Source organism: Pseudomonas sp. (assembly GCF_040514055.1).
GTDB lineage: Bacteria > Pseudomonadota > Gammaproteobacteria > Pseudomonadales > Pseudomonadaceae > Aquipseudomonas.
Map to the genome: position 1 here is coordinate 37,377 of NZ_JBEVDL010000079.1, position 20,238 is coordinate 57,614.

Here is a 20,238-nt window from a genome sequence, read left to right on the forward strand (position 1 = left end):
GAGGCTTTGCCCATGCGCTATAGAACGCGGCCCCCCACGACTCGCGGGCAATGGCTGCTCACTGTCCTGGTACTGGCCGGCATTTATTATGCCGCTGCCCGACTCGGGCTCCTGTTGGATTTCGCCAATACCAACGCCTCCCCGGTCTGGCCACCGTCGGGCATCGCCTTCGCCGCCCTGCTGCTGTTCGGCTATCGCATCTGGCCTGGCATTACCATCGGCGCCTTCGCCGCCAACTTCGCCGTGTTTGCCGCCAATCATGTTGCCGCGGACAGCACCTCGGTCCTCGTCTCCTTGCTTATCGCCGTGGGTAACACCCTCGAGGCCATGCTCGGCTGTTACTTGTTGCGGGCTTGGGTGAAGTCCGAACGCTTCCTGCCGTCACCGCTAGCGGTCGCCCAGTTTGTGCTGATCACCCTGCTGATGTGCACGGTCAGTGCCGGCATTGGCACCAGCAGCCTGGTCCTCAGTGGCATCGCACCCGAAGCCGCGCGCATGGTCATCTTCACGACCTGGTGGCTGGGAGACGCCGCCGGCATTGTCATGCTGACACCCTTGCTGGTCAGCTGGACCACCCGTTTCGACCCACCCTGGCCCGCGCGATCCGTTGTCGAGATGACCCTGTCCGCTCTACTGCTGGTGCTGGTGCTGGTGGTCCTGTTCGGCCAGCGTATTCCCGGCGATGCCGAGAATCGGGCGCTGGTGTTTCTCTTGCTGCCGACCATCGCGTGGACCGCCTATCGCTACGGATTGCACGGCGTCACGGCGGTCCTGTTGTTGATCACCGGTAGCGCCGTCTGGAGTACAACACAGGGTTACGGCCCCTTTGCGACCGGCACGCTGAATGAATCCTTGTTGACCCTGGAAGTCTTTATTGCCCTCGCCAGCGTCACGGGCCTGGTACTGGCGACTGACCTCACCGAGCGGGCAGGAGCCCTTCACAAAGCCTTCGGCACAGTGCCCTTTCGCCATGTTCGCCCGCAGTGGGGAGCGCTGCTGGTCAGCCTTGGCCTGACCATACTGACCTGGCATTTCGTGGCTTCAGGAGCGCAGGTCCAAGCGACTGATCGTTTCGAATACCTGGTGAGCGACGTGCAGCAGCGCATCGAAGAACGCCTGCGGACCTATGAGCAAGTGCTGCGCAGCGGACAAGGCCTGTTCCGCGCCTCCGCATCGGTTGGCCGAGATGAATGGCGGGAGTTCGTGCAGGCGCAGCAGATCGAGCAAAACTACCCGGGTATCCAGGGCATCGGTTTCGCCAAACTGTTTCTCCCTCAGCAGAAGGCAGCGCTTGAAAGTAGTGTGCACGGGGATGGTTTCCCAGACTTTCGGGTGTGGCCCGAGGGCGAGCGCGAGGAGTACAGCGCGATCCTGTTTCTGGAACCCTTTACCGGGCGCAATCTGCGTGCCTTTGGTTTTGACATGCTGACCGAGCCGGTGCGTCGCGCCGCCCTGATCCAGGCCAGAGACTCGGGCCTGCCGACCCTCTCGGGCAAGGTCAGGCTGGTGCAAGAGTCCGACAGCGATGTACAGCCCGGCGCCCTGCTCTATTTGCCGATTTACCGTAAGGGCCTGCCGCTCGCTACGCCAGTCGAGCGCAGAGCGGCATTGGAGGGTTTTGTCTACAGCCCGTTCCGGATGAAGGACTTTATGACGGGTGTACTGGGCACGAAAACCGCCGAAATTGGCATGCAGATTTTTGATGGCGACGGGATGGGCGAAGCTGCACTGATGTTCTCCAGTGGCTCAGCGTCACGGGAGCAACAGGCCAAGTATCCCAACCCCTTGGTGCGGCAAATCACGATTTCCCTCGCCGAGCATCAGTGGACGCTGAGGATCACCACCTTGCCGGCATTTGAAGCCTCGATAGACCGCCAGAAATCGATTGTGGTGCTGGTTGGCGGCTCGCTTATCAGCCTCCTGCTATTTTTTGTCGTGCGAAATTTAACCACCCTACGCGAGGACGCCAAGACGCTCGCCAAGCAACTGACCGTCGCGTTTACCGAATCCGAGATCCGCTTTGGCACGCTGGTCAATGCCGCCAGCGAGTTCTCGATCATCGCTACCGATATCAGCGGCACCATCCAGATATTCAATACCGGGGCCGAGCAGATGCTGGGCTACCGCGAGGCCGAACTGGTCAATCGGCAAACACCGTCCGTGCTGCATGTGCGCGAGGAAGTGGAAGCACGCGGCGCCGAATTGAGCCAGCTGCTTGAGCGTCCGGTCACGGGTTTCGAGGTATTTGTCGCCCTGGCCCGCCAAGGTCGGGCCGAGACGCGCGAATGGACGTATGTGCGCAAGGACGGTTCACGATTCCCCGTGCAGCTTACGGTTACCGCCGTGCGTAATTCGGCGGGCGAGGCAATGGGATTTCTTGGCATCAGCAAAAATATCAGTCACGAAAAGGACGCGGCGCAGCTGCTACTCAACGCCATGGAGCGGGCTGAAGATGCCAGTCGGGCGAAAAGCGATTTCGTCGCCAGCATGAGCCACGAGATCCGTACCCCGATGAATGCGGTGCTGGGCATCACCCAGTTGCTGTCGAATACTCCCCTGTCCGCCGCGCAGGGCAAATACCTGCAGATGCTCCGGGGAGCGGGCGAATCCTTGCTCGCCATTCTTAATGACGTACTGGACTTTTCCAAGCTCGAGGCTGGGCACCTGGCTATCACTCACGCGCCGTTCAGCTTGGGCGATGTGCTCGGTGCGCTGGCCACGATGATGTCGGTCAACGCCGCCCACAAGGACCTCGAGCTGGTTATCGGAGTGGAGCCTGATGTGCCGGACGCGCTTATCGGTGACGCGCAGCGCTTGCAGCAGGTGCTGGTCAACCTGATTGGCAATGCCATCAAGTTCACCGAGCACGGGGAAGTCGCGTTGCTCGTCCAGCAGGCAAGCTCCGAGGGTGGACCTCTGCGCTTGTGCTTCCGGGTACGGGATACCGGCATCGGCATCACGGCTGAGCAACAGGCGCGCCTGTTCGCACCCTTTACCCAGGCCGACAGTTCCATCGCCCGCCGTTTTGGTGGCACCGGGTTGGGGTTGGCGATTTCGAAGCGCCTGGTGTCGCTCATGGGCGGAACCATCACCCTTGATAGCACGATTGGCAGCGGCAGCATGTTCGACGTTGTGCTTCCGCTTGCGCAGCAGCAAGACCAGGCCAGCCAAGACATCGCTCGCTCCCGCGGCAGCCTGCGCATCCTGGTCGTCGATGACAACCCCACCAGCCTCGACTACCTCTGTAAAACAATCGCCAATTGGCAGTGGCACGTCGATGGCGTGGCCTCCGGCAAGCAGGCAGTGGAGCGGGTGCATAAACTGGCCCTGCGCCACGAAGGCTATGATGCGATTATCGCGGACTGGCAGATGCCCGAGATGGATGGGCTATGCACCCTACGGGAGATACGGGCGTCGCTGCCGAATCGCCCCCTCCCCGCGATCATCATGGTCAGTGCCGTCAATTACGACGCGCTTATGCAGTCCGCGGCGCCGACGGAGATCGCTGCCGTATTGATCAAGCCGTTCACCAGTTCCAGCCTGTTCGATAGCCTGCACAAGGTGCAGGCAACACGCATGGGCCTGGAGAGCTCCGCTCACCCGGACAGGGTGCATGCAGCGGCCGGGAAGTCCTTGCAAGGCGTTCGCCTGTTGCTGGTCGAAGACAACGTACTTAATCAGTTTGTGGCCAAGGGGATGCTGGAAAACGCCGGGGCCAGTGTAGATATCGCCGAAAACGGCCAGCAGGCGATCGACAAATTGCGAGAAGATCCACAGCGCTACCAGCTGGTGCTTATGGACGTGCATATGCCGGTCATGGACGGATTCTCGGCCACCCGTTTGATCCGCAATGAACTGCAGCTGACATTACCCATAGTGGCCGTTTCCGCGGGGGTGTTGAGTCACGAACGCGAGCAATGCGCCGCGGCCGGCATGGATGCGTTCCTCGCCAAACCCATTGACTGCGAGCAAATGCTGGCCACCATCCGTCAACACCTATCATTTACTGTTCAAGCCGCCAATCTGCAGACAGCCTCCACGGCACCAACAATTCCAACGGACACGGAAGAGAACCTTGAGGTCTTTGATATCGAGCCGTTGCTCAGCCTGGGCACGGACGCCCCCGCCTATCTGGATAGCCTGATTGCGATGGTCAAGAGGACGGTCGCCAATGGACGCTCGCCCGTTACCGACGTGCAACGTGCCTGGCAGGAAGGGCGGCCTAACGATGCAGCCGGGCTACTGCACACCTTGCGTGGCTCCCTGGGCACGTTCGGGGCCAAGCCCTTTGCCGCAACCACCCTGCTACTCGAACGGGCCATTTGCGAGAACGACGCTGCACGTGTCGATGCGTTGTTTCCTGTGCTCACCCAGGACCTGGACGCCACGCTGGCGGCGGCAGGGCGCTGGCTAACACGTCACGCCGCCCAGCAAGCCGGCGCGCACCAGTCGTTGGCATGCGATCTCACCCAGCTACCTGAGCTGTACGCGCTGCTGCAGCAACAGGATCTCGCGGCCTGCCAACTCTACAACCACATGCGTTCTTCGTTGTTTGCTGAACTGGGCAGCGATGATCGAAGCGCGTTGGAGCTGGCCATGGAGCAATTGGACTTTCAGGCGGCAATAGCGGTGATTCGGCCGATGCTGGAAAGCATGGCGAAGCCTATAGGCTGATCAGGCTTGAGTGAGCGCCTTGGTGGATGCTCTGTTACTCACACGGTGGGCTGTCGTTGAACGGCGCGCCGAGACCACCCTACGTCCTCGTTGAACAGGGCTTTTTCATATGCGCTGGACGCCATAGTGGTTTTGCCACGGGTGGAATGCCGTTCGTAGGGTGGGTTAGCCACGCGAATCGCCGGCCTGGAAACCCCACCGCACGCTCCGCGCGGCGTAACCCACGCGGGTCGGCACTCCAGCCGTTCGTGACCGACGCTAACGGTCAGGCGCAGAAGCGGGATTGGAGTGGCCTGTTGAACGGATGATGGGAGGCCATTTGCAACAGGCTGGGCGTTTGGCCCATGCCACGGTCTATAGTCTTTTTGCCCTTCTTAGCCAGATCCCCCTTTGAGTAGCGCCCGGCCCACCAGGTAGCACATTTGAGATATCCGACACTTATAGCGGCGCTGTGCTGCCTGTTGCTCGGCAGTCCTGTCTGGGCCGAGCAGTATCAGGTCGTTACCGAGGAGTGGGCGCCGTATAACTACCGGGAAAACAACCAGCTTACCGGCATGACCACGGAGATCGTTCGGGCCATCATGGCCCTGACCGGAGACGACTTCGAGGTGGTGCTGCTGCCCAGTATGAGAGCCACGCTCGCCTTGCAGAGCCGCCCCAAGACCATCATGTACTCCCTGTTCCGTACGGCGGAGCGCGAGCCGTTGTACAAGTGGGTCGGCCCCATCGTCGAAGAGTCCATTCACCCCTATCAGTTGGCCAACGCGCCGCAGCCCGTGCATTCCCTGGAGCAATTGCTGCAGGCCCCACAGATCACCACGCGCCATGCCGGCCTGGTGCCCAAAATGCTGCAGTCGCAAGGTTTCAAAAATCTGGACAAAAGTGCAACCACCAGCCTGCAGCTCTACCGCATGCTGCTGGCCGGCCGCACCGACCTTATCATCGGCGACACCGATGCGGGGGTGGCGTACTACAGCCGCCAGCTGAACATGCCCCCCGGCACGCTGCGGCGGATTCCCATCGAGCTCTATCGCGCCTCGCTGTACATCGCCTTTAGCCGTGACTGTGATGAGCAGTTGGTAGCCGCCTGGGCCCTCGCCCTGGAGCAGCTGCGCCGCTCGGGGGAACTGGCGCGCATCCAAGGTCGGTACGAGCAATCGGGAGCAATCGGGGTGGGAGTAAATAAAAGCGAATGAAGCACCGTTGGTACAACCCTTAGCCTGCACCCCTTAGCCTATTGCTCCCCTGCACCGTTCACACCCCGCCAATGGCCTCGCGCACAAAGGGTTCGTAGCTGCGCAGCGGGCGTCCCTGGAGGGTCTGCAGCCGCTCCACCGATACTTCGGCCTCTTGCATGCCGAACTTCTGGATGCCGGCCATCATCAGCCGCATGTCGTACGCCGCGCTGGCGAACCACGCCGCACGCGCCGCGCGGCGTAACGCACGCGGACAAGTGCCCAGTGCGAGAAGATCCCTGCGCACGCCTGCAACAACCTGCGGGTTGCACCCGCCCTACCGGAGCGCCATCGCCCAGCGCACCGCTTTTCGTAGGCTGGGTTAGCCTCGCGGAACGCCGGTCTGCAAACCACACCGCGCGCTGCGCGCGGCGTAACCACGCGGGCGGGTACTCGGGTGGGATCAGGTCCCTGGATACCCGCCTGCGCGGGTATGACGGCTGTCTGTGCGCCGTGAGGTCTGATCGTGCAGCGGCGTGCAAGGCGCTGTCTGGCCATCCGCGGCCCTGGGATGTCCGTCGTTCCCGCGAAGGCGGGAACCCAGGTGCGAGGCCACGCACGCGCACAACAGCCGGCGGGTTGCACCCGCCCTACCAGAGCGCCATCGCACCAGCCGAATCGCTTTTCGTAGGCTGGGTTAGCCGCGCGGAACGCCGCGCTGGCCAACCACGCCGCACGCGCCGCGCGGCGTAACCCACGCGGGCGGGGGCCCAGGTGAGACAAGGCCTCTGGATACCCGTCCGCGCGGGTCTGACGGGTGTTTGCAGGCGCCCCGTCAGATGCGCCTCTGACGCCATACCCCTACTCCGCCGCTTGGGGGGCGCTGAGACTCTTGCTGTAGTGGCCGGATTGATCGAAGCAGCAGACGCGGCGTTTGCCCGCCGCCAGCATTTCGCAGGCACTCTCCAGTCGCTGTTTACGGGTCTTGGCCTGCTTGGCAGACTCAATCCAGTGGATCCAGTCCAAGCGCGCAATGGTCGTAGTGTCTTCCCAGGTGGCTTTAGCCGCCGCAGAGGCAGCCAGCGCTTTTTGTAGCTCATCGGGTAGCGGCGGCTCCGGCTCCGCTTCGATCGGAGAAATTTCGACTGTGACGACCTCTCCGATACAGGCGCTGGCAGCCTCACGCAGCTCCTTATGCACCCTGAGCCAGTGGCTGAGCTGGCCATCAGGCTCAAGCGTGGCTTGGAATGGATGGCCGTTGAGGGTGCCCATTACTGTGGTTCGTCCTCGCCTGGGTAGCGTGTCACTGGCAGTCTTGGGCAGGATAAGAAACGCCCAGGAGTCATCGTTACCCGGCGTTGCCGGACGCAGCAGCTTTGTTGTAAATGTCGATTTCATGCCGCCACCCCAGGATGCATTGGGCACCGTCAGCCCCTGCCTAGCCTAGTGGTGATTGTGGTAAACGCGACAGCGCTTGGGGAAAAATACGACAGGCTTCACGGCAACCCCTGCTGTCTTCCTGCGATCGAAGGCGACTCCGGTGTCGCGAGACGCCATACCGATTTTGCCACCGGATACCGTACTGTTCGTAGGGTGGGTTAGGCGCATGACACGGCCTTTCGGTTGACGCGCTTAACCACTGCACCGTAACCCACCAGCGGGCACAGACACCAATCCCCCAAAAGCAGCTGTCCGCTACAGAGGCTAACGAGCGGGTTGGGCCGCTCAGACCAACCGGGCGCCGCCGTCGATATGCAAGGTGGCGCCGTTCATAAAGCCGTTGCTCATCAGGAACACAACGGCGGCACCTGCCTCGCTGGGGGTGCCCAGCCGATGCAACGGCAGCGACTGTTCCAGCGCGGCCACGAACGCATCACGCCCCTTGCCCAGCGCCTTGCTGAAAATAGGGGTGTTAATCGGGCCGGGTGACAAGGTGTTGACCCTAATTGGCGCCAACTCCAGGGCGAGGCCCCGCGCCAGCGCTTCCATGGCGGCCGACGCCGCCGCCAACACCGCACTGCCATGGGCATTGGGGCGGTCCGACAGCATCCCGGAGATAAAGGTGATGGAACCGTCTTTTGCCAGGCGCTCGCCAAGGGCGCGTATGGCGTGCACCGACGCCCACATACGCTCCTCAAATGCCCGGCGCAGGTGGTCGATCTCGGCATCCATGACTTTACCGACCACATAGGTGCCGGCCAGAAGAACCAGGTGATCCACCTTCGGGATATCCACCAAGGCGGCGTGGAGGGCTGTGCTGTCGGTAACATCGGCTGCGCGCCAGCCGTCCAGGCCGTTGTCGCGGGCGGCCTGCTCGGCACGGGTGGCATCGGAACCGATTACGGTCACCTGTGCGCCGTCGGCCTTGGCCTGAATGGCCGCGGCCAAACCGATGCCCGACGTCCCCCCGAAAATCACCACGGTCCGGCCCTGCAGATTGGCGGGCAACGTACGATTGAAAGCAGCTGTAGCAGTCATATCCATCTCCTTTAACGCCGGGATGGCGTCGGTGGGAGAAAGGCTAAAGCCTTAGGTCGAGATTGATAATTAGGGCACAAGTCGCTTTACTGGTGCCATGAAGGAACAAATAGGGTTGGACCGCCTGACCGGTCTTATTGCCTTTGCTCGCGCCGCGTCCCTGGGCAGTTATACCGCCGCCGCCCGCGACCTGTCGGTCTCACCCTCCGCCATCAGCAAAAGCGTGCAGCGCCTGGAACAGCACTTCGGGCTGAAGCTGTTTAGCCGCACGACCCGCTCGCTCACCCTGACGCCGGAAGGGCGGGATCTGTACGAGCGGGCCTTGCGCATTTTGCGCGAGGTGGACGATATCGATCAGGCTGCCGTGGCCTCTCGGGCCGAGCCATCCGGCACCTTGAAAATCACCGCACCACCGCCGATCGGTCTGAACATCCTGGCGCCGGCACTTCCTCGGTTTCGCGCGCGCTACCCAAAGCTCGCCATCGACCTGCGTCTGGGCGACCAGTTTTCCGACATCATCGAGCAAGGCATCGACGTTGCGGTACGCGTGGGCAACCTGGCGGATTCGCGGCTGATCTCGAAAACCCTGGGGCCCCATCGCATCGCCGCGTTTGCTTCACCGGTTTACTTGGCCCGGCGTGGCACGCCCCAGCAGCTCAGCGAGCTGGCGCACCACGACTGCGTAAATTTCCGCTATCAGAGTTCAGGCCAAGCGCTGCGCTGGCCGTTCCAGGTGGACGGAAAAGTGATCGAGTTAGTGCCGGACTCGGCCATCGTCATCGATGCCAGCGACGCCGTTGCAGCCGTGCTCGCCGCGGGGGGCGGCATAGGCATTTCGCCTACCTATGTAGCGGCGCCCTACGTGGCGCGCGGGGAGTTGACGCCGCTGTTTCCCGCGCTGGCGGTGGAGCGGTTTTCCATCACCGCGTTATGGCCGGAAAGCCGACGAGGCAGCCCCAACGTCAAAGCCTTTGTGGGTTTTCTCGAGGAGCTGTTTCCGACCCCCACCCCCTGGGACAAGATCGTCCGCAACGCCTGAAGAGTGGCTTGGGGCAGGCAGCAGACATTGAGCGACGGAAAATAAATCGATCCCCGTTGGCCGACGAGCCCGCCAGACTGAATACAATATCCCCCCGACTCTCCCGGGCCATGACTATGGCTACCCCGGACACAGGAACTCGCCTCCATGGCCTCTCCCGATAAACAGCAAAAACGCGCCCAGCGGGCCAAAGCCAAGGCCAAGCAGAACCGCGTAGGCAAATCCAAGTCCCCGGTCGTCCACCCGGTGCTGGCCAACCCGCTGATCAACGAACCCTTCGATGACGTTGAAATCGACCTGAGTACCTTTGACTTCAAGGACATCGAAGAGCACGGTTTCGACCCGGCGCACTTCGACGACCTGTTTCAGGCGATGAAAGTCGGCGAAGGCATCAGCCTGCTGGCGCTGTGCGTGGTGTTCCTGCAGTACCCGGTGTTGGAGCTGGTGATCGCCGAGGAAGCAGAGGATGCGGCGACCGACTTTATGATGGGCCTGCTGATCACCTATCGCGGGATCTTCCACGATGAAGACGAAGACACCGCCGTGGAGTGGATCGGCGGCAGCGCGTTCCAGCATGCCTACAACGAGGCGTCGCTGATCCTGCAGAAGAAAAACGCCCGCGCCACCCCAGGCGCCCGCGCTTAACGAACAGGATGGATCGGCCAGGCATAAGGTCGCCGACACCGGATTTTGCCAGCGGATGTAATGCCTTTCGTAGGGTGGATTAGGCGCATGACCACGGGTTATCTGCTGAGGCGCCAACTGGTTGCGCCGTAACCCACCGGCGGAGCCTGCACCGTACGAATGGCCTCGCGGCAATGGTTACCAGCCCATGGTTGGCAGTATCGGGCACACTAGGCACAAGGCATACAATCAAATGACTACCATCCCTTTACAAGACTCTAAAATGACATGGACTACTAAATACATATTAACAATTACTCCCCCGATACTTTTTTTCCTATTTTGGAAGCTGGGGATTTTTTCCTATGACTACTTCAACTGCCAAGGAGGTATCAAAAATCTTGCCCCATGCTCAGCCGGGAGCATTGATCTACTACCATGGCTAGGCTTCAGCCTGTTTTTTAGTCCGATTTTATTTTATCTATCGTTACCTATCTGTGGATTTTTCTTAATAGATACCGGTGCGAAACACATTGGCTCCAAACGGGGAGTTATAAATCCACCATGAAACAAAAAGCACTGACTTGGTTAGCCAAGCTAGCAAAAATAGTCACTCAAACAATATTTTTGAAGCAGAGCGATGCCCCTTCGAGTCCGTATTCTGGAGCAGCATCAATGACTTTTCGAACGAGCCTGAACTACGCCGAGTTACCAGCAAGCTTGAAAGCAACAGTGGGTGAATCTGATTTCCTCAAGGCCTACAACTGTCCCGACAGTGGATCAGTGGTCGCGTGGATTATCAACCGGTCGCTGGGTCGCCAGCAGGAACTTGAATTTTCCTTAAGCCTGTCTCGCCTCTTATCGCCGCTGGAACGAGAGCAAGCATTGCCCGAACCGGTTGAGGTAGCTGTTCCCGGGCTGGACGTCAGTGTCATAAAGACTTATCGGCTGGACCAATGTACCGACGTACGTTATGAGACCTATACAATTTATTCAAAAGATCTTCAGGCGCAAATTGCCACATGCGAGCAGGTCTACTTCTTGCCAGCACTAACGGATGTTGCCGATATGGTTCGCCAGGCCGTTGAGTCAGCTACGTTTCCAGCGACTTATGGTGGCTGGACGTTGCCAGAGCAAGTAAACCATTGGGTTTACGTTTTTTACCGTATTAGACATCAGGCTGGCGAGACGGGTGCTCATGAGGACGTCATCTTCAGTATCAAACTGATCGAAAAAATGAAGGAAACAGATTTGAACATCGAGCAGATTTTGCCCTTTATTATAAAAGGGCTGGCAACAATGGAATCGATTGACCCCGTCGAACTAACAAAATCGTTCAACCGACGCACCGGGCTGAATATTGCGCCCTAATAGATTATCGAATAGGCATGAATCACTGGGACGGGCTTATATTCGCCCTCTCGCTTACAGTGACATGTGCAAGGAGGCGTCGTGACTTCAAAGTGGGATGACTATATCGAGGCCAGGAGCAGCGGCCTCAAGATTAAATGGAAGCCATTGCTGGCTGAGCAGTTAGGTTATATCGCGGATCTGGGTGAAAAAGAGAAGAAAGTTTACTTGGAAGAGTTATGCCACCAGTACTTTGACCTTGGAAAAACCCAGATTCCCATCCAAGAACCAGCGATATGGGATGCCATCTTAGTCCTTTGGAAAGACAGGTTGAGCTGGAATGATGAGCAGCTGCTCTTATGGATCGTAAAATCGATCAGCTTCAAAGGGACGTACCAGCTACTCGAAAAAGATCCTAGAGAGCTGCTCAGACGGATTCTAGCGCTTAATCCGGGAAAGCTTGAAGCCAAGACACTGCTATTCGAAGAGCTACTGGATATATTGGATTTTGCCATGCATTCAATCGACACCGGGATGCTGATTGATAAATCCGTTGGTGAGGCGGTGATTTGCGAATGTGAGGTTTTGCTGGCGGGGGAGCCGGACCTTAAATTGTGCAAAACCAGGTTTGGCGGTGACTTCGCCTACTACAAAAATAGGTTTCTAGCCGGATATGATTATTCAAGGGTAGAAACCGATTTGAGTTTTGATGAGTGGTATAACAGCACCATATAAAAAACATGCTGTATGCCTCTTCGGGGTTGGAGTTAATCTCTAAGAGTCCCCCACCCTGCGCTTGATCTGCCCTGCAGCCCCCGATAACCCTGCAGCCGCCTGCCGGCATGCCAGCGCCGCAGTTGGTACCACGGCCGGACAACAAGGACGCTTAATGCCGTGCCGGAGGCTCAGGGGCTGCCGGTCCGCGGCACGCTGTTCGCCAACCCCAATGGCAAGAGCGAGCGTGACCTGTTCCTCGGCGAACCCGACCTGAACGACTACGACCGCACCCAGTACGTGCTCGGCTACGAACTGTCCCACCAGCTCAACGACACCTGGCTGCTCTAGCAGAACGACCGCTACGCCTATGTGGATGATCACTGGGTGGCGCCCCTGCACGGCTATCGGTTCGTCACCAACCCGCAGACCGGTCTCGACGTCATGCGCTACGGCGTCGACTGGCAGCAGACCAATCGTGGGCTTGGCATCGACAACATCGCCCAGGCCACGTTCGCCACCGGAGCGCTGGCTCACACGTTGCTGATCGGTGCCGACGACTACCGCTTTACCTCGAAAGTCGACGGCCTGTACGACTACAACCCGCCGATCATCGACCTGTTTGAATCGATGTATGGGCAACCGCTGAATTTCGGCAATTGCTACCGCTGGGACAACAGCATCGACCAGCAAGGACTCTACCTGCAGGACCAGATCAAACTGCAGAACTGGGTGCTCACCCTAGGTGGCCGCTACGACTGGGCCGAGACCAACATACGCCAGCGACAGCGAAGGCTCAGACTACGCCGACAGCTTCACCGTGCCGTCCTACACCCTCCACGACGCCGCGTTGACCTACGACCTGCAAAGCGCGCCCCTGCCCGGTGTGCGCCTGGCACTCAATGTCGAGAACCTGGCAGACAAGCACTACGTCGCCACCTGCAGCAGCAACTTCGATTGCTACTAGGGCCTGCTGTCGAGCGTGACTTACGACTGGTAAGCCTGGCTGGGGCGGGCGGGCTAGGTCCGCTCGCCGGCGTCACCATGAGTGGAACGGCGGGGCTAAAGAGCGGCGCTAAATGACGCCGTTAAAACGTGAGACGCAAACCGGTTGCGCCTTAACCCACCACAGGGCCAGACCGAGCACTGCTGGGTGGGTTATCACAAGTACAGATCCCACACTTGCTTCACTCACCCGGTTCCGCGGACCTTGCCACCGCGGGACACCGGACCGTGCAACCGGGGACAGACAACGGTTTGCAACCGGGGACAGACAACGGTTTAACCTGAGGTGATCGAGTAGTAGCGCAATTAATCATGGCCGGCCTCAGTCACCTCTCGGTTGAATCCAGGGTATCGCGCAATTTCAGGGCGTTGAGCAAGCAAAATAGATCAGACCTCAGAGGGACCTTGGCGTTGGGCTAAAACACAGTCATAATTCCTGGTCAGGTTTGCTATTCATCTAACCATAGCCTTGTGGGGGCCGTAATTCATGCCCTATGCAACATGTCCGAATTGCGGCTGTTATTTCCACTTAAGGGCTACAAGCAGTATCGCAGCATGGAATATAAAACTCCCAAAATCGAGCAATTGCACCAGACATTTAGAGTGTTTTGGGTGTTGGAAAGAACTTGTAGAATATGATGTCGTTGAAGTTCTCCGAAGACCGGACCCTGGGTTAGATGAGGTTATGGTCGGCGAAAAAGGAGCCGTAGTATTGAGAGACTCTGATATTGCATTCGAAGTGGAATGCGCAAACACAGATGGCACAACCAGATGGATGCACGCCTTCCTGAGGAAAGACATAAAATATGTCCAAGCATAGGAATCACGCTTTATAAAACACGGTCTCGAATGGCAGATACAAACCGGCGGGCATTATTCATCGACTTGCCTTGAACACCCCGCACCCCATTACTCTTGGATACTTCAATCCGCCTCCCGCTCCGGCGCTGGATATCCGAACATTAGGCGAAGAAATAGCAGGTGGAAATCATGAACGCTTGGGAAAAATTCAGGAATTCGGTAGAGCATAAATTCTCATACCATGCTGATTCGCTCGCAGATGGAGCCACTGCTCATGACCTGGCAGATTTCCAGGCTCGCTTAGGCATTGAGCTGCCGCTATCCATTACCGACATTTATAAAAATGCAAATGGGCAAAACCAAAATAAAAATGCGTATTTCTTTGGTATGGAATTTCTCTCCCTTGAAAAAATCACTGAAAAAATTGATGCGGAATTAGAACTACTCGAACAGTTGGCTGACGAGTGGGACATGTGCTCCTCCACACCAAAGGAGCATATTCGCCAAGCTTATGTGAATCCAAAATGGATCCCTATTTTCCATGTGAACGGCGCCTACATCGGAATAGATCTTGACCCAGACAAAAACGGAAACCTTGGCCAAGTCATAAATTTCGGCATTGATGACGAAGACAAATTCGTTCTCGCGAGGTCTGTGGATGAATTTATTGAACTGTGCACGGGTCTAGTGAGCGACAGTAAAGAGATTGAGCCGCAGAACCAGCCAGGAGTGTACTCCTACAATAATTCATATTTAGTCAACGCACTCACTAAAAATTCAATTTCACACGAAACCAAATCCTTCATCCCCAAAGACCCTGGCTATACTTCTATATGGCTATGCCAAAAAACTGACCGGGCAAAACTCGAGGCTTACTTTGAAGGTCACCGATGCTCTTTCATACATGACTTTCAAATTAACGCGAACGAATTCAATTCAACCGGGTCGATTTCTTCCCAAGATGGTTCACCTGGACCGCTTGAAACATGGATCAAGCTAGAACTATGTTTTGGAAACTCCGCACGAACGGCCTTGGAAAGGGCTAAAGAGCTAGGCATTAGCCATGTCACAAGAATGTATTGCATCAAAGAGTATAATTACGAAAAACTATGCAGTGGAATTATTCACAGTGATATGGCGATTTTTCTTGGCAGCTTTAGAACCGAATAATTTTAAATAACTGGGAGGCAGGTCGCAGTTTCGGCTGGCCTGAGCAAACAGTCTCCCGTCCCTAACTGACGCCGTGAGATCGGCGTCGCGACGCTTGGTCATTAGCCTCTCATCATTAGAGGTGGCTGGAATACGAAACGTGAACAACTGCTAATGATACTCCCCCCTTCAGCTTCCGAAGCCAACGTGGTTCCTTGCCGCTTAATCAAGACCCCTTACATCCCAGCCCGATGGTGATTTCCTCATTTTCCAACACGCCCTCGTCGGACTCGACAAACAGGAAGGCTTGCCTGGACTCCTTCAGCAGCAGATCCTCGTACCTGACTACCTGCGGGCCATTACGCACCTGATAGCTCCCCCACATCGACCGGCATCCACAGTTCCCGGTACTGGCAAACACCTCAAGCTGGACCTGGTAAAGCAGCACATTGCCATGCCTCACCAGCGAGCCATTGCTGAGGGCCACACAGCTTTCCAAATCGTTGACAAGGGTCACCACCGGCTCTGCGGCCCTTGCCGGGAACGCAACAAACAGAAGCCAAATACAAATAGCCAGGTGACGGTACATAGGTGCCTCGGTAGAGAGATACAGGAGGGAACAGGCCGCGGCTGGAACGATCGGGTGGTGCGCCCACCATTTTTCCAACGAGACCAACTGGGACGGCACGTACAGCCCCCTGCCATCCGGCCCCAGAAAACGCTCGTTGCACGAAAGAGGCTACCCCGCGATGGGATCAAACAACAATGGCCTGCGTTACGTACTACTGGGTCCTGACTTCTTTCAGCAGCTCGGGATGGCGATCACGGACCTTGATGACGGGTGTGTGCGAGCGTACTGGGGTAGCCTCCTCCCGCACGGCCCTGTGGCAGACAACTCACTGTCGTTCCCGCGCAGGCGGGAACCCAGATGCGAGGAGTTGCTGGATACCCGCCTGCGTGGGTATGACGGCTGTCTGTGCGCCGTGAGGTCTGATCGTGCAGCGGGGTGCAAGACGCTACATGGCCACTGCGACCCAGGGTTAACCGTCGTTCTCGCGAAGGCGGGAACCCAGGTGCGAGGCGTCTCTGGATACCCCGCCTGCGTGGGTATGACGGCTGTCTGCAGGGGCCCGGTCGTATGACGGAGGCCGAGGCGGCGGCGCCCAGTCGGTAGATGCCGGCTTGCAGCTCGGTGAGCAACAGCCTGCGGGTTGCACCCGCCCTACCAGAGCGCCACTGCCCCAGCCGAGTCGCTTTTCGTAGGCTGGGTTAGCCGCGCGGAGCACCGGTCTGCAAACCACACCGCACGCGCCGCGCGGCGTAACCCACGCGGACGCGCGCCCAGATGCGATAGGGTCCCTGGATACCCGCCTGCACGGAAGCAGCGATGCCGGCTTTACCCGCACCGCCTTATGTGACGCATGCGCGGCGCGATGTACAGTACCAGGCTCTCCAGCCCTCTCCCGGCTTCACAGCGCCGGCGGAGACATGGCGTAAAGGCGCGATTGGCCACTCTCCTTCAGGAGCCTTCTGTGTTCTCTCATACGTTTATCGGCGTCACCGACTTCGAACGCGCATTCTCGTTCTACACGGCGTTAATGGAGGTCCTCGGCAACTCGCTGCGGTTCTGTGATCGCGAACGTCCGTGGGCGGGCTGGCAGTCAGACCCGGAGCCCCGGCCGCTGTTCCTGATTGGCGCTCCGTATGACCAGCAGGCACATGACCCGGGTAACGGACAGATGATCGCGTTCCTCGCACCTACGCACGCAGCGGTGGACCAGGCGTATCGGGTGGCGTTACAGCAGGGTGGGGTGTCCGAGGGCGCGCCTGGCCTCAGACCTGACTACCACGCACACTACTATGGGGCCTATTTCAGGGACCCAGAGGGCAATAAACTCTGCGTGGTCTGCCACGACGCGCAGCAGAGTCCAGATAGGGAACCAGGCTCCTAGCCCCACCCGGATTAAACGGGCCGACCTGTTGTCGGTACCCGCCGCAGGGTCGCGCAACGGCGAATTTCGGGGTCTGAGCACTACTCGGGCGACACCGGAAGCAGCCTGAAAGCTTGCCCCCTTATCCTATCTTTAGGCACTCACCATGGATCAGCAACAACCCGACACCGTACTGATCCCGCTTGCCCGGGACGAAGCCGTTGTGCTGTTTGCGTTTTTACGGCGCTTTAGCGACACCGATACCCTGGCCATTGAAGACCCCGCGGAACAGCGAGCGCTGTGGAACCTATGTTGTGCCTTCGAAAAGCACGCTTCATTCTCGTTCGAACAAAGCTATCCCGAATACTTGGAAGCAGCACGCGCAAGGCTCAGGGAGGAGTGAGCCTGCCCGGCAGACGGCGTAAGGCCACCTCAGTCGGAGTTAATAAAATTCTGTTTACCCTATGGACCCCCGTCAGCTTGAGCAGTGAACTGACGGGGTGAAGTGGCAGTAAGTTACGGCGAACAGCATGCAGCGAGGCGTGCACGGTTTGAATTCACTTCTAGCACTAGCGCTGGTACGGCAGCGAACAGCGAACACAACAACCGCCAAACCACGGCATCCAATAGACAATCAAGCAGCAAGAGAACCAATTGTGATCCGCCCCCTCGATTACTACCCGCATACGGCACGTTTGTGCGACAGTTATCGCAATGTCGCGTTTTCGTATATTTTTGACCCAAACTGCAAACACGTTCGCTGATTAACAAAAGGAAAAACGCATACTCCGCGCTCAACTCCTCGGCAAGAGCAGTATCTTGACTCCCTGGTTCGATTTCACCACCCTTTCCCCGGCAGACAGTTCCTCGGCGCTGCTGACGGATATCCATCGCCTGCGCCACGAGGTCTATTGCGTCGAACGGGGCTTTCTCGACCCCGCGCAGCATCCGGACGGGTTGGAACGCGACGAGTATGATCGGTGCTCCGTGCACATCGGCGCCAGCTCGCTGGATGGCGACCTGGTCGGCACGGTCAGGCTGGTGCAGCCCAACGGCGGCATGCCGTTCCCGTTCGAGGATCACTGCGCACTGTTCGATACCGTGGCGTTGCCGCCACGCGAGCAGGTGGCCGAAATTTCCCGCCTGATCGTCAAGAAAACCTACCGCCGCCGACGGGGCGATTCGCTGGAAGGTGTCTCGGCGGAGTTTCTCGAAAAAGGCAGCGCCGCAGCGATCCTCCCGCCCGCCCCTTCCGGCGACGCGCGCAGTAACAGCCCCTTGCTACTGCTCGGCATGTATCGCGAGATGTATCGCTACAGCCGCGCCAATGGCGTGCGCTACTGGCTGGCCGCGATGGAGCGTGCGCTGGCGCGCTCGCTGGACAGGATGGGCGTCAAGTTCGTGCCGATCGGGCCGAAGTCTGAATACTATGGCCCGGTCACGCTGCACCTGATCGACCTGGACGTCCTCGAACAGAGCATGCGCACGGAAAACAAGTTTCTCGCCGCCTGGTTCAGCGACGAACCGATTCCCACCTGGATGATGCTCGAGACCGTGCTGGGTGGCTTGGCCGCCACAGGGTCTCGGCCGGCCCCTACCCCTATTTGCTGATATCGATGTGTTGGGTGACGTGATTGCGGAAGCTGTGCGCCAACAGGGTTGGCGACTCCGGTACCGGCAGGCCGGCCAGCATATCGTGCATCATCGCCACCGCCATGGCCGCCACGGTGAAGCTGCCGACCGCTATCTGTGACGCGGGGCAGGGCCGGCCATCTTCCATGATGGTCAACGCCTTGCCGACCTGCTCGACCACCTGGCTGTCCAAATGGGCGCCTATGCGTCCCATCAGCTTGCCGAAGACCACCGCATAACTGGCATCGCCCTCGGCCTGCGCGGTTTTCAGGTCGTTGGCGATGATCTGCGGCAGCGACGCCTGGGTTTCCGGCGGGAAGTAGAGCACGCCCGCGCCGAAACCGATCGACAGGGCCGTGAAGACCGGCTTGCCCATGACCTGCGCGGCCATATGCAGGCTCATAATGGCTTCGAGGTCGAGGAAATCGATGGTATCGAAGACGATATCCACCTGCGCCACCAGCGACTGGACGTTGGCCTTGTCCAGGTTGGCCTGGACGGCCTGCACCTCGGCCTGGGGATTGATGCGCAGGATCTGCTTTTGCAGTGCCGCTACCTTTGGTGAGCCGATATCCTCGAAGTCGTAGAATTGCCGATTCAGGTTGTGGGCATCGACCGTGTCGCCATCGATCAGGACGAAACGGCGAAACCCCATGCGGGCGGCCGCGATGGCCGTGGAGGCGCCCAGCCCGCAACCGGCGATCAGCAGTGCGCTGTCGTGGATTTTCTGCTGGGTGGATGTATCTACATAGCCTTCGTTACGGGTAACGAAAGTGTCGTAATTGAATTCGGCGGACATGAACGGCCCTTAAAGAATGGGTGCAGGCCAAAATAATAAGGCATTATTATTTTCCTCACTACGCCTGCCTGACTTATTGACCTGAGGACAACAGGATGCAGATCACAGTTACGAGAAAATCATCAATCAGAAGCAAAAATAAAACGTAACCTTACCCACCAGCGGCACATAAATTCAGCCAAATACTAAAACGCGTTTCGCGCTTCACTTCAGCGATAACCCCCTCGTATTTTTACCAATAACCTAGTTACCCTGGCAGCTCCCAGGAAAAGCCTTTAGCCAATTCTCATATTCTGCCCCATGATTAACCTCTGCTTCGGCAATCAAACGACTAACGTGCCGAAACTCAAGAGTACTCGCAACTTCGTGAAGCTCCTCAACCGACAGCCCATCCTCATAAAGATAAATAAGCAGGACGGCTAGTGCCGCTTGCGCGGAGGGCAGCACATGGTGCAGCTCATCGATTGCTTCCAAGGAAACTTGCTCATAGGTGCAACTGGCACAATTGTAGTAGGCTATAACCGTACCGCACTCCCAGAGTGGAACTATATCCCGCTTGGCAAGCGGGGATCCCTCCAGCAAAACGGAGGCTGACATCGAAAGCCAAGGAGACTGTCATGGTCAAAATTCTCTATGTGCTGTTTTAGACCCTCTGAGAATCCAAGATTTTTCAAAGTCACCATCAGAAATGTCCAGTTTTAAGCAGGGTACGAAGTGCTGCATGACAAGCAGAATCGAGGACCGACAGCATCCTTTGGCAGAGATAGAAAAGCGCACTAGCGGGACCCTACCATATGTTACCCAGCGGTTTCTATTTTCAATTATAATTGAAATAAATCGTCACCGGCCGCTGATTTCTCATAGCGT

The 20,238-nt window shown here is 58.2% G+C and carries 16 protein-coding genes and 1 pseudogene; 12 read left to right on the forward strand and 5 right to left on the reverse strand.

The features are described 5' to 3' along the window. Window positions 1–12: 12 nt before the first annotated feature. Window positions 13–4,674, forward strand: a complete 4,662-nt coding sequence (locus ABWY06_RS20865) for a CHASE domain-containing protein (protein WP_353927500.1) — start codon at window positions 13–15, stop codon at window positions 4,672–4,674. 422 nt (window positions 4,675–5,096) lie between these two features. Continuing rightward, window positions 5,097–5,870, forward strand: coding sequence for a substrate-binding periplasmic protein (locus ABWY06_RS20870; RefSeq protein WP_353927501.1), 774 nt, complete (start codon window positions 5,097–5,099; stop codon window positions 5,868–5,870). A gap of 58 nt (window positions 5,871–5,928) precedes the next feature. Here ABWY06_RS20870 and ABWY06_RS20875 read toward each other — a convergent pair. From ABWY06_RS20875 to ABWY06_RS20885, 3 genes and pseudogenes are all read right to left on the reverse strand, one after another. After that, window positions 5,929–6,075, reverse strand: a pseudogene (locus tag ABWY06_RS20875) (NmrA/HSCARG family protein); the annotation flags it as partial. Between the two features lie 635 nt (window positions 6,076–6,710). After that, window positions 6,711–7,247 carry a YdeI/OmpD-associated family protein gene (locus ABWY06_RS20880; RefSeq protein WP_353927502.1) on the reverse strand — a complete coding sequence of 179 codons (537 nt, stop codon included), beginning with the start codon at window positions 7,245–7,247 and terminating at the stop codon, window positions 6,711–6,713. A 327-nt stretch (window positions 7,248–7,574) separates the two neighbouring features. Further along, window positions 7,575–8,327, reverse strand: coding sequence for an SDR family oxidoreductase (locus tag ABWY06_RS20885; RefSeq protein WP_353927503.1), 753 nt, complete (start codon window positions 8,325–8,327; stop codon window positions 7,575–7,577). A 97-nt stretch (window positions 8,328–8,424) separates the two neighbouring features. Here ABWY06_RS20885 and ABWY06_RS20890 point away from each other — a divergent pair, with 97 nt between their 5' ends. The 7 genes from ABWY06_RS20890 (at window position 8,425) to ABWY06_RS20925 (ending at window position 15,030) form a co-directional block, all read left to right on the forward strand. Then, on the forward strand, window positions 8,425–9,366 hold the full coding sequence (locus tag ABWY06_RS20890) for a LysR family transcriptional regulator (RefSeq protein WP_353927504.1): 942 nt from the start codon (window positions 8,425–8,427) through the stop codon (window positions 9,364–9,366). Window positions 9,367–9,513: 147 nt separating this feature from the next. Further along, complete coding sequence (locus ABWY06_RS20895) at window positions 9,514–10,011, forward strand: hypothetical protein (RefSeq protein WP_353927505.1); 498 nt, start codon at window positions 9,514–9,516, stop codon at window positions 10,009–10,011. 543 nt (window positions 10,012–10,554) lie between these two features. Continuing rightward, window positions 10,555–11,361: a hypothetical protein gene (locus ABWY06_RS20900; protein WP_353927506.1), complete on the forward strand. Its 807-nt coding sequence runs from the start codon at window positions 10,555–10,557 to the stop codon at window positions 11,359–11,361. An 81-nt stretch (window positions 11,362–11,442) separates the two neighbouring features. Beyond that, window positions 11,443–12,075 carry a hypothetical protein gene (locus ABWY06_RS20905; protein ID WP_353927507.1) on the forward strand — a complete coding sequence of 211 codons (633 nt, stop codon included), beginning with the start codon at window positions 11,443–11,445 and terminating at the stop codon, window positions 12,073–12,075. A gap of 159 nt (window positions 12,076–12,234) precedes the next feature. Continuing rightward, window positions 12,235–12,405 carry a hypothetical protein gene (locus tag ABWY06_RS20910; RefSeq protein ID WP_353927508.1) on the forward strand — a complete coding sequence of 57 codons (171 nt, stop codon included), beginning with the start codon at window positions 12,235–12,237 and terminating at the stop codon, window positions 12,403–12,405. A gap of 21 nt (window positions 12,406–12,426) precedes the next feature. After that, window positions 12,427–13,137 (forward strand): TonB-dependent receptor domain-containing protein, encoded by a 711-nt coding sequence (locus ABWY06_RS25990; protein WP_502948235.1) that lies wholly within the window; start codon window positions 12,427–12,429, stop codon window positions 13,135–13,137. A 912-nt stretch (window positions 13,138–14,049) separates the two neighbouring features. After that, a complete protein-coding gene (locus tag ABWY06_RS20925; RefSeq protein WP_353927509.1) occupies window positions 14,050–15,030 on the forward strand; it encodes an SMI1/KNR4 family protein in 981 nt (326 codons plus the stop codon). Between the two features lie 205 nt (window positions 15,031–15,235). Here the strand turns inward: ABWY06_RS20925 and ABWY06_RS20930 are convergent, their stop codons facing one another. Continuing rightward, window positions 15,236–15,598 carry a DUF2195 family protein gene (locus ABWY06_RS20930; protein WP_353927510.1) on the reverse strand — a complete coding sequence of 121 codons (363 nt, stop codon included), beginning with the start codon at window positions 15,596–15,598 and terminating at the stop codon, window positions 15,236–15,238. Between the two features lie 844 nt (window positions 15,599–16,442). Between ABWY06_RS20930 and ABWY06_RS20935 the strand changes: the two genes are divergently transcribed. From ABWY06_RS20935 to ABWY06_RS20945, 3 genes are all read left to right on the forward strand, one after another. Then, entirely contained in the window at window positions 16,443–16,961 is a 519-nt protein-coding gene (locus ABWY06_RS20935) for a VOC family protein (protein ID WP_353927692.1), read from the forward strand. Between the two features lie 145 nt (window positions 16,962–17,106). Next, on the forward strand, window positions 17,107–17,343 hold the full coding sequence (locus ABWY06_RS20940) for a hypothetical protein (protein WP_353927511.1): 237 nt from the start codon (window positions 17,107–17,109) through the stop codon (window positions 17,341–17,343). Between the two features lie 416 nt (window positions 17,344–17,759). Continuing rightward, on the forward strand, window positions 17,760–18,551 hold the full coding sequence (locus ABWY06_RS20945; RefSeq protein WP_353927512.1) for a PEP-CTERM/exosortase system-associated acyltransferase: 792 nt from the start codon (window positions 17,760–17,762) through the stop codon (window positions 18,549–18,551). Here the strand turns inward: ABWY06_RS20945 and ABWY06_RS20950 are convergent. After that, on the reverse strand, window positions 18,541–19,371 hold the full coding sequence (locus ABWY06_RS20950; protein ID WP_353927513.1) for a ThiF family adenylyltransferase: 831 nt from the start codon (window positions 19,369–19,371) through the stop codon (window positions 18,541–18,543). The two genes, ABWY06_RS20945 and ABWY06_RS20950, sit on opposite strands and share 11 nt — an antisense overlap. Window positions 19,372–20,238 lie beyond the last annotated feature (867 nt).